Genomic DNA, 13,256 nt, shown 5'->3' on the forward strand with positions numbered 1-13,256 from the left:
GCGCGCGCATCGAGTGGGACAATCAGCTATCACTCTTTTTTAGCCGGTTGGTCCCATGCTTACCCCTACCGCTCCCGCTTCCACTCGCGCAGTCCGCGTCCGTCACACCACTTCGGCGACCCGCACCAGCGCGCGCTGCTCGTCGTGCGCGATGCGGCAGCTCTGCATGCCGCAAGGCGTCGCCGCCAACGAACTGCCGCAACTCGAAGCGGTGATCTGCTCGGCGCGTTCCGTCCGGCGCGGCGAATCGCTCTACCGCGCGGGCGATTCTTTCGACAGCCTGTACGCGGTACGTTCGGGTTCGCTCAAAACGGTGATGGCGCATCGCGACGGCCGCGAGCAGGTCACCGGCCTGCGCCTCGCGGGCGAAGCGCTGGGGCTCGACGGCATCAGCAGCGATCAGCATGCGTGCAGCGCGGTCGCGCTCGAAGACAGTTCCGTGTGCATCATTCCGTACGCGGAGCTCAAGCATCTGTGCCGCGAAATCGGTTCTATGCAGGAGCGGCTGCACAAGCTGATGGGCGAGCAGATCGTCCGCGAAGCCGCACAGATGATGGTGCTCGGTTCGCTGAGCGCCGACGAGCGCGTCGCGGCGTTCCTGCTCGACATCTCCGAACGCAACGCGCAGCGCGGCTACTCACCGGCTGAATTCAATCTGCGGATGACGCGCGAAGACATGGGCAGCTATCTCGGCATGACGCTCGAAACCGTGAGCCGCACCCTGTCAAGATTTCAAAAGCGCGGACTGATCGACGCACAGGGCCGCTTCATTCACATCGTCGATCCAGAAGGCCTGCGCCACGTCGGCGCGCCGAGCGCCTGATAACACAGCGGTTCAGGCACATGGCGACGCATCGGGCGTCGTCATGTGCACTCGCCTGGCACGTCTCCTGCACCTGCGGTACAGTTCAAGACTGTCCGTTGCGACCCGAGTCGGCCCTTTAGCGCGTTGCTTGGGTCCCATGCAAATCTCCCCAACAAGGAGACCCGGCGAAATGAATCGCGAGCCTGTCCTGCAGCATCACCCACTGGTCCAACGTCTCATCGATGCCCGCAGCGTCACGGACGCCCTCTTCGCGGTCGTCAAACCCGAATACCTCTATGAACGCCCGATCCGCGAACGTCATCGGATCGTGTTCTACATCGGCCATCTCGAAGCCTTCGACCGCAATCTGTTCGATGAGCGGTTAACCGCACTGCCCGCCTTCGCGCCGGAACTCGACAAGCTGTTCGCGTTCGGCATCGATCCCGTCGATGGCGGCTTTCCCACCGATCAGCCTTCCGACTGGCCGACCATCGACATCGTCAGCGGCTACGGGAACAAGGCGCGCGAGCAGATCGACGGCAAGCTCGAGAGATTCGAGTTCGGGCATGGCGACATGGCGACGGGTTCGCCCGCACAACTGCTGCATGTCGCAATCGAACACCGGTTGATGCATGCGGAAACGCTCGCGTACATGCTGCATCAGTTGCCGCTCGAGATGAAGGCCGCGCCCGCGCGCAGCATGCAGGGCACGCAACAGCTGCGCAATGTCGAATCGTCGCCGATGCTGCGCGTGCCCGCTGGTGAGGCCGTGCTCGGCATGCTGAAAGAGGAAGGCTGCTTCGGTTGGGACAACGAATTCGGCGAGCAGCGCGTGCACGTCGATACGTTCGAGATAGACCGCTACATGGTGACGAACGCCCAGTACCGCGAATTCATCGATGCGGGCGGCTATCGCGATCGCTCTTTGTGGAGCGACAAGGATTGGGCGTGGAAGGAAGCCGAGCACATTTCGCATCCTGTGACGTGGTCGCAAAACGGCGACGGCGAGTGGACGTTGCGCGCGATGTTCGAGGACATTGCGCTGCCGCCCGACTGGCCCGTCTACGTGAGCCACGCGGAAGCGAGCGCGTACGCGCGCTGGGCCGGCAAGACGCTCCCCACGGAAGCGCAATGGCAGCGCGCGGCGCACGGCACGCCGCCCTCGGCTTCGGGCAACTTCGATTTCCGCAACTGGGACCCGCAAGCCGTCGATGCGTCGCCGGACAACGTCAGCGCGTTCGGCGTCGAAGGCCAGTATGGCAACGGATGGGAGTGGACGTCGTCGCTATTCGAGCCGCTGCCGGGTTTCGATGCGTTCCCGTTCTATCCCGGCTATTCGGCCAATTTCTTCGACGGACAGCACTACGTGCTTAAAGGCGGCTCGGCCCGCACTGCGCAATGCATGGTGCGGCCCACTTTCCGCAACTGGTTTCAGCCGCGCTATCAGCATGTGTATGCCGGGTTCAGGTGCGTGCGGAACTGACGATTTAAAGCGGAAGTTGAAAACAAATTTCAGCTTCCGCTCTAATCCAACTTTTTCCGGCAATTGCTTTAACTTTTCAGGAAATGCTTTAATTTATCTTCTGTAACGAAACCCACTTGCGGCATGCGCTAAAAATAATCTCGCACGAATGGAACAAGCGGACCTCGCGCCACAAGCCAATCGGCGCACACCGAGCATACGGCCGCATCTCATTGCCGCCCCGCCGTATCCGAAGTGCGGAATGCGTCCAGCCGCAGACAAGCGCAGCGTGACGGCCAGATATGTAAAACTAGGCGGCGGCCACGATCACGACCTCGATCAACTTCTCCCCCTGCGCCAAGGTAGCCCCCACCGTGGCGCGAGGCGGCGTGTGTCCTGGCGTCACCCACGCGTCCCATACTTCGTTCATCGCCGCGGCCTGTGACATGTCGGACAGAAAGATCTGGCATGACAGGATGCGGGATTTGTCCGATCCATGTTCAGCAAGCAGCGCATCTACTGACGCCAACACCTGACGCGTCTGACCAGCCATATCTTGCGTGATGTCTTTCGGTACCTGACCGGCAAGGTAGATCGTTCCCTGATGGATGGCGACCTCCGAAAGACGATTCCCCACATGGCTGCGCTTGATTTCGGGCATCTTCATTCATTCCTCTTCGAGTGACTTGGGCGGTGAAAGACTAGCGTTCAGGACCGGCGAGCGCGGACTGATACCTGATCGATGAAACGACGCCAATGCGCCTAATCGGCTCCGGAGGTAGCCAGCTCGGGCCTTCCAGACTGAGCGCATCGGACAGTTGCGAAGACTGGGAACCCATGGCCATCTCACCCAATAACTTGCCGTATGTCGTTCCTTTCAGCACGCCCGCCCCATTGCAGCCCAATGACGCGAACAGGCCGGGACGCAGTTCTCCAAAGAACGTGGCGCCATTGCGAGTCAACGCCGTTGTCCCTCCCCACACATACTCAAAATCATGAGATTTCATGTTCGGATAGCGGCGCTGATAGCAGCTCGTCAACTGAGCCAGCGTATCGGAGGGGGCTTGCTCCCGCTCATAGGAGTAGGCGCTGCGCACCATGAAACGACCGCCCTGGACACGGCGCAATGTCGTGCCCAGGCGATTGGCCGGGATGACGCCCCACTCCTGGGTATCGCCGAGCTTCTTCAGCTCGGACTCGGGCAGCTTGGGGGTGACGGCCGCATAGGTGAAGATCGTAATCAGTCTGTCGCGCAGAATGCCTAACGCTTTGGCGAATCCGTTGTTGGCCAAAATGACGCGATCAGCTGTGTATTCCGCCTCGGAGGTGGTGATCCGGAAAGGAGACGACTCGCTTAGCGCTATGACGGGTTCGCTCTCGACCAGAACGACGTTTGCGGGCTGACTGTCAGCCAGCCCCCGGATCAGTGCGGCAGGCTGGACGAAAACGTTATTGGGCGAATGAAACCCGTAACGGTAGTAGCTGGTGCCGAGCTTTTCCCGCAGCGCGTCGCGATCGAACTCTTCGAAGTTCACGCCCCATTCACGGTATTGAGCCAACGATGCGCTGAGATTCTCTACGCCCGAATCGCTCGCTGCGGCGTGGAATTTTCCGGCCGGGTTCCAGTTGCAGTCAATTCGATGTTCGCGAACGAGTTGCTCAAGCCAACGCAGGCCTGCGTCGTACAAGCGAATCTGCTTGCGAGCGACTTCCAGTGGACTGGTGTGCCCACCCATTTTGGTGTTGTGAGGCAGATTGATAACGAAACCCGAATTCCGACCGGATGAGCCTTCGCCGATGGTCGTGGCGTCAAGCACCAACACCGGCACGTCGGGCTGCATCTCTGCGATGCGGCGCGCGGCAGCAAGACCCGTGTATCCTCCGCCGATCACAATCGTTCCGAACCGCCGAATGCTCGTTCGAGAACTCTTCGGACGCTCGGGCAGCATCGCGTTCCAGCCCGAACCAAGTTGATAGGTTGGGTATTTCCCGGCGGTCACGTCGGAAGTAGGGAGACCTCGTTGGATATGCATGGAATCACCGCTACGATCGAAACATCATTGCGCTCGCGCCTCGAGCGCCTGCGAGCGAACAGCGGACCGTGTCAAAGCCTGCGCCTCTTCGTACAAGGAAAAGGAAACGGGCTTCCTCGATGGTTTAGTCTCTTCTCATGATGCCGAGGAAGCCGTGACATCCGCCTAATATCAGCAGCCCAAATGATGAGCTTCACTGCCGCTTGATTTTCTGGCGGGTACTACAGGCCGAAAGAAGATGCATTAATTACATGCATCGAACTGCCGCATACAGTGTGATCAGATGTCGTGGTCGTAGAACGTGATACAGAAGTGTGCGATCGACGGCGACATCATCACTTGGACTACCGTCGTCATTCCTCGCGCTCGGCATATCGGCCGGCTTCCGCAAGCAGCCAAAGCGCGAACGCCTGCAGTTGTGGCGAATTTTGCTTGGACTCAGGATAGACAAAGTAGTATCCCTTTTCGCTCTGTAGAGACATGCTGAACGGTAGCACCAGTTCCCCAGTCGCCACCTCGTGCGATACAAAGAACCGGGGAACAAGTGCAATGCCCAGTCCGGCACGCGCCGCTTCGACGAGCATCGAGAACAGTTCATAACGCTGCCCCCGCATGCAGTCGACGTCATCAGCAATGCCTGCCTGCGCGAGCCATTGCCGCCATGCATCCGGTCTTGCTGACTGGTGAAGCAACGTAAACTTCGTGACGTCCTGAGGCTCGAGCGAGTTTCTCCCCTGTAATAGCCGCGGACTGCAAACAGGCGTCATCTCCTCACCGAAGAGATAGGTCGTTATAGACCCGGGCCATACGGGGTCGCCGAAGTGAATAGCTGCGTCAAACGGCGTGTCTGTGAACAGGAATGGTTCGGCCCGTGTCGTCAGATTGACCGTAACGTGTTCATGCTCCGCGTAGAACTGTGGAAGCCGCGGAATCAGCCACCGCGTCGCGAACGTCGGAATGACGGCAAGCTCAAGAATCCCGCCGGCGTTCCGATGCGCCATTGCGGCCAGAGCATTGCGCTCTATCCGGTCAAGATCTTCGCGGACCTGCCTCGCATACACCTCACCTACCTCGGTCAGGCTGAGCCTCTTCTTCACACGGTTAAAAAGCGGTACACCCAGATAATCCTCCAGACTCGCTACCTGACGACCGACGGCGCTCTGTGTCAAAGCCAGCTCCGCGGCGCTACGGGTGAAGCTCAGATGGCGCGCTGCTGCCTCAAAAGCGATCAGCGCTTCGATACTCGGGATTCTTCGCCTCACGTTCATTCCTCAAACGCACAACGTTGCGAGTTTATATCGTTTGCTGCCCGCCGACCATGAAGTAACAATGATTTCCATGACATACGGGAAGTGCCCGGTCCCATTGCCTTCAATTGCTTCTGCCAGCTCTCTGGTCATCCGGATGAGTGGGGCCTCGCTATAGCGGTCGCTTCTGTCCACAAGGCCTCTAGCGCGTGCGAATGACATCGTTGATTTGCATTCCTATTTATACGACTCTCTACTTTACAAAGGATGCTTCATGACTTCCGATTTTCTTCCTGCAAAGTTCAAGCCTTATACCCGCCAAACGATCAGCCAGGCGCCTCAATGGCAGCTACTCCCGGAAGAACTTCGCGAAGCCGTACAGGTTGTCTCCCGGGTCATGCCGTTCCGAACCAACCAGTACGTGATGGACGAACTGATCGACTGGAACAATGTCCCCGACGATCCGATCTACCGTCTGACGTTCCCGCATCAGGACATGCTTTCTCCATCCGACTATGCGAACCTTAGAGAACTCGTACTGGTGAAGAAGGATAACGCCGCCATCGACGATGCAGTTCGTCGCATCCGGCTGGCGATGAATCCCCATCCCGCCGGCCAGATGACGCACAACGTGCCTTTTATGAACGGCCAGCCAGTGAGTGGTTTGCAGCACAAATACAGAGAGACGGTTCTCTTCTTTCCCAGTGCCGGGCAGACATGTCACGCATACTGCACCTTCTGTTTCCGCTGGCCGCAATTCGTCGGCATGGACGATCTGAAATTCGATGCGCGTGAATCGAGCGAACTGGTCGCCTATCTGAAGCTGCATCCCGAGGTTACCGACGTGCTGATCACCGGGGGCGACCCGCTCATCATGAACACTCGTTCGCTCGCTGGTTATATCGAGCCCCTGCTCGTCCCCGAGCTCGCGCACATCCAGAATATCCGTATCGGCACGAAGTCCGTTGCCTATTGGCCTCAGCGCTTCGTGACGGACAAGGATTCGGATGATCTGCTGCGGCTGTTCGAAAAGGTCGTCGCCGCCGGTAAAAACCTGGCGATCATGGGACACTACAATCACCCGGCCGAGCTTCGAACCGCTATCGCGCAGCGGGCCGTGAAGCGAATCGTATCGACGGGTGCGACGCTGCGCATGCAGGCCCCATTGATCCGCCATATCAACGAAGATCCGAAGGGCTGGGTAGAACTTTGGACAACGGGCGTAAGGCTGGGTGCCGTTCCTTACTACATGTTTGTCGAACGGGATACAGGCCCGAGCCACTACTTCCAGTTGCCGCTCGCGCGGGCATATGAGATCTTCCAGTCCGCCTACAGTTCCGTATCAGGCCTGGCTCGCACGGTCCGTGGACCTTCGATGAGCGCATTCCCGGGCAAGGTCGTGATAGACGGCATCGTCGAGATCGCTGGCGAAAAGGTGTTCGCGCTGCAGTTCCTGCAAGCGCGGAAGCCCGAGTGGGTCCGTCGTCCGTTCTATGCGAAGTTCGATCCCGATGCGACGTGGCTCCATGATCTCGTTCCTGCATTCGGAGAAAGGAAGTTCTTCTTTGAAACCGAAACGGATGCACCGCACAAAACCCTGCAGCTTGTCACGAGACACACGGGCCGATATGTGCCGGACGCGACGTCAGAGACGCCGCAGCCACTCGCGATTGAAGCGTAACTTCGCGGCCCGCCTGCGCGGGCCACAGCCCGATTCATTCCACGCCCGGAGGAGAAATGGCGTACGTTGTAACCGAGAGCTGCATCCAGTGCCGCTATACGGACTGTGTCGAGGTCTGTCCGACCGACTGCTTTCGCGAAGGTCCAAACTTTCTCGTCATCGATCCGGATGAATGCATCGATTGCGGCGTCTGTGCCCCCGAGTGCCCGGTCGATGCCATCGCGCCGGCCGAGGAGATCGTTGGCAGCGAGCAGCACGCTTTCATCGAACTCAACGCCTCGCTCGCAAAAGAATGGCCAGCGATCACAACCCGGCATTCCCCTCTACCCGACGCCGACGAGTGGAAGGACGTGCGCTCCAAGCTATCTCATCTCGCTCGCGACACGGTAATTTAACCGTCACGTTGCGTCAGCAGCGCCTGCGCCCCCCGTCGCATCACGACGATGTAGGCGCGGGCCGCCATGATGCAAACGCATTTAGTTCAACTCACCCTGCAGAACCAGCAACTCCCGTTTCGACGCCTGTAACGCAAATTTTGCGGCGTCCTGATAGGCCGCGTCTGCGTAGCACGCCTTCGCCTGTTCATAGGATGGAAATTCGACAACGACCACTCGCGTGGTCGTTTGCGCCTCTTTAAGCACGGCATGCGTATCAAGAACCCTAACCTTCGCGTCGTACTTTGTGGCAATAGGTGCCCATAGCTCACCATATCGCTTTTGCGCATCGGTATCTTTGATATCTTCGCCTAAAATGAGCCAATAGCCTTTCATCTGTTTTCCTCGAGTAGACGTCTGCCTGTTTCTATTCGTGACCAGAATCTCCAGGCGCTGGTCCAGCCACGCAACGCTTCGCGCATCATAGTTATCGTTCAGAGCACACTCAACTTTTCTCGTCGCATCGCTTCAAGTTATTGCCGTTGCTCCGCACTCGTGCGGTCATTCAGTGCCACGTGTATCCAGTCAGATCGGAGACGGATCTTCGTTCAGCCATTCGATGAGTCCGGTGATGGATGAAGTGATCGATCTGCCGTGTGGCACGACGATGTAATATCCGTCCCGCATCTTGCATGTACCCGTCTCCAGTCTCACCAACTCGCCTGATACCAGGAGATCATGGACCAGCCGCCCCCAGCCGAGCGCAATGCCCTGGCCGTACCGGGCGGCCTGCACGGCGTCGGTGTAAATGCTGCACCGGAGCGCATAGTTAAGCTTTGCAGGACGGTGTCCCACAGACGTAAACCACTCGTCCCATCCCATCCATCCCTCGGATGTCGAGTCTGATTCGACCAGTGGAAGTTGTGCCAGCGCGTCAAGGGACTGAGGCGCAGCGTTTTCCCGCAGCCAGCGCGGCGAACATACGGGAAAGACTTCTTCATCGAAGAGCAACGTCGATGAACCGTCTCCCCACGTGCCATCACCGAACCTGACGGCTACATCCACCTCGTTATGCCGTAGATCAGCGGTGAACATTTGGGTCGTCAACCGGAGCTTCAACCGTGGCTGTAGCTTCTTCAGATTCGCCAGCCGCGGGAGAAGACGAAGCTGAGAGAAGGCGGCGGTGGACGCAAGAACCAGTTCCTGCTGTTCGATCCCGGTAGACAGACGATCGAAGACGCCCGCGATCTTCTGCATCGACTCGGCGACGACGAGGTAAAGCGATTCCCCCTCGACAGTAAGCGATATCGACCGGTGCAATCGATGAAAGAGCTTTACGCCGAGCGTCTCTTCAAGAAACCTGACCTGCCGGCTCACCGCGGCTTGGCTCACCCCTAGTTCCGCTGCCGCATTTGTGAAGCTCGAGAGACGCGCAACCGCCTCGAATTCGACGAGCGCGGTCATTGACGGAATGATCCGTCGGTATCCCTTGGGACCTCGTGTAATTTTCATCTCTGACTGTCTCTGCTCGAGTAATGAAGCGCAATCCAACCCTCGCACATGTTGCGAGAATGCCCGGGTTTTCCCCGAAGCGGATCAGCTAATCGGCGCCGGTTCCCCAAACCGCGAGAGCGGATCTCGCGCCTCGCGCGCCGATCGAGAGACGGACATTCCGGCGACAGTGAAGCCGCCGCCGACCGCACGTGCCCGCTGGCTGGCGAGCGTAAAGTTTCGCATAACATAGAGTAATACCAACAGCACATTAAAGGCCGTTGACGCTCCAAATTTGCACTTCAATACTGGCATTGTGGCTTTACGCCTTCGCCCCGCCGAAATACAACGTGATTGGAGCAAAAACGTGTCTGTCATCCCCGTCAAAACCCATCGTGAACTGCTGGACAGCCGGGTGCCCGGCTGCGGATTCTTCGGCGAAATTTTCAGCCGCCAGGACGTCTTCGAAAACGATCTGGATGTCTTCTTCAACAAACTCTGGATTCTTGTTGGCGTCACCGCCGACGTACCCGAACCCGGTGACGTGTCGACCGTGGAGATCGGCAAAGCATCGATCATGATCGTTCGCGACGACGATGAGAACATCCGCACGTACCGGAACGTCTGCCGCCATCGCGGATCGCGCATCATGAAGCAGCCCGGAAAGGCGAGCGTGGGCATGCTGGTTTGTCCTTATCACCAGTGGACCTACGACCTCGATGGCAGCCTGAAGCACACCTCGCACATGGGCAAGGATTTCGACGCGAAATGCCGGAGCCTGATCCCGGTTCACACGAAGGTGGTCGGCGCGCATATTTTCGTGTGTCTGTCCGACGAGCCGCCGGCCGACATCGCAAAGCTGGAAGAAGTCATGACGCCCCGCTTCGCGCCGCATCAGATGCAACGCACGAAGATCGCTTTCGAGTCCGAGCTCATCGAGAATGGCAACTGGAAGCTGGTGATGGAGAACAATCGCGAGTGCTACCACTGCGAAGGAACTCACCCCGAGTTGACCAACTCGTTCCTCCCGGAAGATTTCGGCTTCTGTCCGGACGGTCTCGGAGAAGAAGAGATGGCTTCGTATCACGCCTATGTGGCGCGCAACGCGGCAAACAAGGAGAACTGGGAAAGCGAAGGCTATATCTGTTCGACCTTCGAGTCGCTCGACGAAAGCGTTCATACGAACTTCCGCACGCAGCGGCTCGTGATCGCCGGAAGCAACGAATCGCAAACGATGAGTACCAAAGTGGCCAGCACCAGGCTCATGGGAGACCTCACGCGCCGCGATCTCGGTGACGTTCATATGTGGAGCCACAACTCGTGGACCCATGTGATGAGTGACCATTCGATTGTCGCTTTCATTCTTCCGATCGCACCGGACAAGACGCTCGTTCGTACGAAATGGCTCGTTCACGAAGACGCCGTGGAGGGCGTCGATTACGACGTGAAGACCCTCACTGAAGTGTGGCTGGCAACCAACCAGCAGGATGCCGACCTTGTCCAAGGCACTCACAGTGGCACGCAGGACCCTGCTTACGTCCCCGGACCCTACTCGAAGTACACGGAGGCGGCGCTCGATCAGTTCTGCCGGTGGTATGACGCCAAACTGAAGGAACAAGGCATCTGACCGCCTGCCGGCGTCAGGTCGAACAGCACCTGACGCCAGCCAATCGCCCGGTGGCACAAACGCTATCAGGCCCGTCACCTACCTGGTGGCGCGCCCAAACGAACGCACCCTCTCCATGACGTCGTCCGGGACGTCGATCTCACGCACCTTGATGTGGCTGCCCGGAATGCGGACACCCGCTTGCGCCAGTCTGTCGATCTGTGTGGCGATGCGCGCTTCGAAGCCTTCCGCAAAGACGTCGGCCTTCAGGGCCACGAGGAAAAGCCCCACTCCGGGCGTCTCGCTTCCTTCCGCATAATGCGGCGCGTCCATTGACCAGTTGGCCCCGGTCATGCCTGCCGCAAGAATCTCCATCATCATCGCGATGTTGGCTCCCCGGGCACCACCGAATGCCAACAACAGGCCCTTGATGGCCGCTTTCGCGTCGGTGGTTGGCGCGCCCTGTTCATCTACCGCCCAGCCCTCAGCGAGGGTCTCTCCGGCTTCGGCAGCTCTTCGAACATTGACGAACGCAGTGGCACTCGACGCCTGGTCGATGACGAGAGGCCGATCGTTCGCGACTGGCGCAGCGAACGACACGGGATTGGTGCCGTAAATGGCCTTTCCGCTTTCGAGCGTGGTCATCTGGGCCGTCGCATTGCACGTCCCCAGCGCAACAAGACCTGCTTCCGCGAGCCGCCGCGTGTAGTAGCCAAGCTCACCGACTGTAAAGCTGTTGGATATGGCGAGCGCGACGACGCCGTATGTTTTCGCTCTTTCGACGACCTCATCGAAGACGCGATCGTATGCGAGCTGTGCAATTCCGCGCTGCGCGTCAACTCGCACGGCCGCCTGGGCCGGAAAGGTGACCTGCGGCTCGGCATTCAACGCAATTCTGCCCTTCACAAAGCCGTCCAGATAGTCCGGAAGGTGCGCAAAGCCAACGGCCTTGCTGCCGGCAAGCTCGGCCGATATCACTGCCTCGGTGAGCGAATGAGCGATCGCCTCATTTGCTCCGGCCGTCGTGATCGCCTCGTACGCTATCTGCCGCGCTACTTCACTCTCGTATCTCATAGTCTCATCACCCAAGTGCAAGCGGTGGACGAGCCGAGCCGCGGCACGGCGCGGCACTCGTATCGTCCAAATGCATGCTGGCGCCTCCCGCGGTCCGACATGACCGCGATGCGTCAGGCCCAGATGTCGCCCATCGTGAAGCCGTTCACGAAAGGATCGTCAGGGTCAAGCACATAGGTGTTGTAGCCATATATCCACGAACGGCCGGAGATCGTCGGCACAACCGCCTTGTAGTCACCGATGCTCGTCTGCTCGACGAGGTTTCCCGTGAACACGGTTCCCAACACACCCTCATGCCGGAAAGGCTGGTTCAGGTCGAGTTGACCCTTTGCATGAAGCGTGGCCATCTTCGCCGATGTGCCCGTTCCGCAAGGGCAGCGGTCGATAGCGCCCGTCCATGTTGCCGGGTTATCAAAGTCGATCTCCCCGCTTGCAACCGTGACAGCGTTCTTCCAGTCTGCATTCGGATTGTCGGTCGGGCCAGACAGTTGCGCGATCGTGATGCCGTATCCAGGATAGTGCGGATGTGCGACGGGCAGCTGCTCCTGGGCCGCCTTCAGGATCAGCGCTGAGACTCTGGTGATCTCACGACCGTGCTCCGGCTTGAGCTCGAGCCCCTTGAACTGCCGAACATCGGCAATGACGTAGAACATGCCGCCCCAGCCCACATCCACCGTGACCTTGCCGAAATGCGGCACGTCGATGACCTTCTCGATATGGGCCGCAAAAGCCGGCACGTTCCGGAACGTAACCGACGTGACCTTTCCGTTGCTGCACTCCGCCCTGATACCGATCAACCCTGCCGGCGCTTCCAGCTGAAACTCCGTGACCGGCTCCTGCATCGGAATCATCCCGGTTTCCAGAAGCACAGTTGCAACCGAGATCGTATTGCCGCCGCTCATCACCGGATACTCGACCTGCTCCATGATGATGTAGCCCGCTGCTGCATCCGGGTGTTTCGCCGGCACCACCAGATTGCAGCAAAGCGGCGGATAGCCGCGCGGCTCACGCAGCATCAGCATGCGGATCTGGTCATCGTTCTCTTCGAGCCACTTCATCTGCTCATAGACGGTGTTGCCCGGAATATGGGGAACGCCGCCCGTGATCACGCGCATCGGCTCACCGGAGTGAGTCTCGACGGCGTGGAAAGTGCGTTTGAAAGTCATGATCTTCCCGTTTCGTACATTGTTGCCAAAAAAACTGATCTTTCTCGACATCGCGCGAGGTGTCACCGCGTCCAGTAGAAGCGCCGCCGCGCGTCAGCCTTGCCAGATACTGATCCCGGCGCATTCTGGTTATATCGGGGCACTACGGCGTTCCGCGGCACGTCCGATCGGTTCTAGAAATCAGGTGTCCTCCCACCCACCCACGAATCAACATACTCCGATCAAACAGGCGCTCTGTCAGGTTTGGCCCATGTTGTATTGATCATAAGCGCCGCTTAGGTAACGGGCAGAACCGATGCCGCGAATCATCATCGGAC

The 13,256-nt window shown here is 58.9% G+C and carries 12 protein-coding genes; 5 read left to right on the plus strand and 7 right to left on the minus strand.

Features of this window, described 5'->3' with window-relative positions; genetic code table 11:
• The first annotated feature begins 55 nt into the window (after positions 1-55).
• Both fnr and GCT13_RS12475 read left to right on the plus strand, forming a co-directional pair.
• Positions 56-823: a fumarate/nitrate reduction transcriptional regulator Fnr gene (gene fnr, locus GCT13_RS12470; protein WP_152758325.1), complete on the plus strand. Its 768-nt coding sequence runs from the start codon at positions 56-58 to the stop codon at positions 821-823.
• 172 nt (positions 824-995) lie between these two features.
• Positions 996-2,288, plus strand: coding sequence for an SUMF1/EgtB/PvdO family nonheme iron enzyme (locus tag GCT13_RS12475; protein ID WP_152758327.1), 1,293 nt, complete (start codon positions 996-998; stop codon positions 2,286-2,288).
• Between the two features lie 289 nt (positions 2,289-2,577).
• Here GCT13_RS12475 and GCT13_RS12480 read toward each other — a convergent pair whose 3' ends face one another.
• From GCT13_RS12480 to gcvA, 3 genes are all read right to left on the minus strand, one after another.
• The gene (locus GCT13_RS12480) at positions 2,578-2,928 is read right to left on the minus strand and encodes a RidA family protein (RefSeq protein ID WP_152758466.1); all 351 of its coding nucleotides are present in this window, start codon (positions 2,926-2,928) and stop codon (positions 2,578-2,580) included.
• A 40-nt stretch (positions 2,929-2,968) separates the two neighbouring features.
• Positions 2,969-4,300, minus strand: coding sequence for an NAD(P)/FAD-dependent oxidoreductase (locus tag GCT13_RS12485; RefSeq protein WP_227746797.1), 1,332 nt, complete (start codon positions 4,298-4,300; stop codon positions 2,969-2,971).
• 353 nt (positions 4,301-4,653) lie between these two features.
• Positions 4,654-5,562: a transcriptional regulator GcvA gene (gcvA, locus tag GCT13_RS12490; protein WP_321574307.1), complete on the minus strand. Its 909-nt coding sequence runs from the start codon at positions 5,560-5,562 to the stop codon at positions 4,654-4,656.
• A 259-nt stretch (positions 5,563-5,821) separates the two neighbouring features.
• Between gcvA and GCT13_RS12495 the strand changes: the two genes are divergently transcribed.
• Both GCT13_RS12495 and fdxA read left to right on the plus strand, forming a co-directional pair.
• The gene (locus GCT13_RS12495) at positions 5,822-7,228 is read left to right on the plus strand and encodes a KamA family radical SAM protein (RefSeq protein ID WP_152758470.1); all 1,407 of its coding nucleotides are present in this window, start codon (positions 5,822-5,824) and stop codon (positions 7,226-7,228) included.
• A 56-nt stretch (positions 7,229-7,284) separates the two neighbouring features.
• Entirely contained in the window at positions 7,285-7,623 is a 339-nt protein-coding gene (gene fdxA / locus GCT13_RS12500) for a ferredoxin FdxA (protein ID WP_152758332.1), read from the plus strand.
• A gap of 81 nt (positions 7,624-7,704) precedes the next feature.
• Here fdxA and GCT13_RS12505 read toward each other — a convergent pair whose 3' ends face one another.
• A complete protein-coding gene (locus GCT13_RS12505; RefSeq protein ID WP_152758334.1) occupies positions 7,705-7,998 on the minus strand; it encodes a DUF1330 domain-containing protein in 294 nt (97 codons plus the stop codon).
• 189 nt (positions 7,999-8,187) lie between these two features.
• On the minus strand, positions 8,188-9,066 hold the full coding sequence (locus GCT13_RS12510) for a LysR substrate-binding domain-containing protein (RefSeq protein WP_227746798.1): 879 nt from the start codon (positions 9,064-9,066) through the stop codon (positions 8,188-8,190).
• A gap of 394 nt (positions 9,067-9,460) precedes the next feature.
• On the opposite strand from GCT13_RS12510, the gene GCT13_RS12515 reads away from it, so the two are divergent.
• The gene (locus GCT13_RS12515; RefSeq protein WP_321574308.1) at positions 9,461-10,720 is read left to right on the plus strand and encodes an aromatic ring-hydroxylating oxygenase subunit alpha; all 1,260 of its coding nucleotides are present in this window, start codon (positions 9,461-9,463) and stop codon (positions 10,718-10,720) included.
• 78 nt (positions 10,721-10,798) lie between these two features.
• On the opposite strand, the gene GCT13_RS12520 is transcribed toward GCT13_RS12515, so the two are convergent.
• Both GCT13_RS12520 and GCT13_RS12525 read right to left on the minus strand, forming a co-directional pair.
• Positions 10,799-11,830, minus strand: a complete 1,032-nt coding sequence (locus GCT13_RS12520; RefSeq protein ID WP_321574310.1) for an Ldh family oxidoreductase — start codon at positions 11,828-11,830, stop codon at positions 10,799-10,801.
• A 56-nt stretch (positions 11,831-11,886) separates the two neighbouring features.
• Positions 11,887-12,939 carry a proline racemase family protein gene (locus GCT13_RS12525; protein WP_152758340.1) on the minus strand — a complete coding sequence of 351 codons (1,053 nt, stop codon included), beginning with the start codon at positions 12,937-12,939 and terminating at the stop codon, positions 11,887-11,889.
• Positions 12,940-13,256: the final 317 nt, after the last annotated feature.

The organism is Paraburkholderia franconis, from assembly GCF_009362735.1.
In the GTDB taxonomy this organism is placed as follows: Bacteria; Pseudomonadota; Gammaproteobacteria; order Burkholderiales; family Burkholderiaceae; genus Paraburkholderia; species Paraburkholderia franconis.

Bases quoted from the DNA above. Each gene is read 5' to 3' on its own strand.
- GCT13_RS12475 (WP_152758327.1), top strand. From the start codon at position 996: ATGAATCGCGAGCCTGTCCTGCAGCATCACCCACTGGTCCAACGTCTC.
- GCT13_RS12485 (WP_227746797.1), bottom strand. From the start codon at position 4,300: ATGCATATCCAACGAGGTCTCCCTACTTCCGACGTGACCGCCGGGAAA.
- fdxA (WP_152758332.1), top strand. From the start codon at position 7,285: ATGGCGTACGTTGTAACCGAGAGCTGCATCCAGTGCCGCTATACGGAC.
- GCT13_RS12495 (WP_152758470.1), top strand. From the start codon at position 5,822: ATGACTTCCGATTTTCTTCCTGCAAAGTTCAAGCCTTATACCCGCCAA.
- GCT13_RS12480 (WP_152758466.1), bottom strand. From the start codon at position 2,928: ATGCCCGAAATCAAGCGCAGCCATGTGGGGAATCGTCTTTCGGAGGTC.
- GCT13_RS12525 (WP_152758340.1), bottom strand. From the start codon at position 12,939: ATGACTTTCAAACGCACTTTCCACGCCGTCGAGACTCACTCCGGTGAG.
- fnr (WP_152758325.1), top strand. From the start codon at position 56: ATGCTTACCCCTACCGCTCCCGCTTCCACTCGCGCAGTCCGCGTCCGT.
- GCT13_RS12510 (WP_227746798.1), bottom strand. From the start codon at position 9,066: ATGACCGCGCTCGTCGAATTCGAGGCGGTTGCGCGTCTCTCGAGCTTC.
- GCT13_RS12505 (WP_152758334.1), bottom strand. From the start codon at position 7,998: ATGAAAGGCTATTGGCTCATTTTAGGCGAAGATATCAAAGATACCGAT.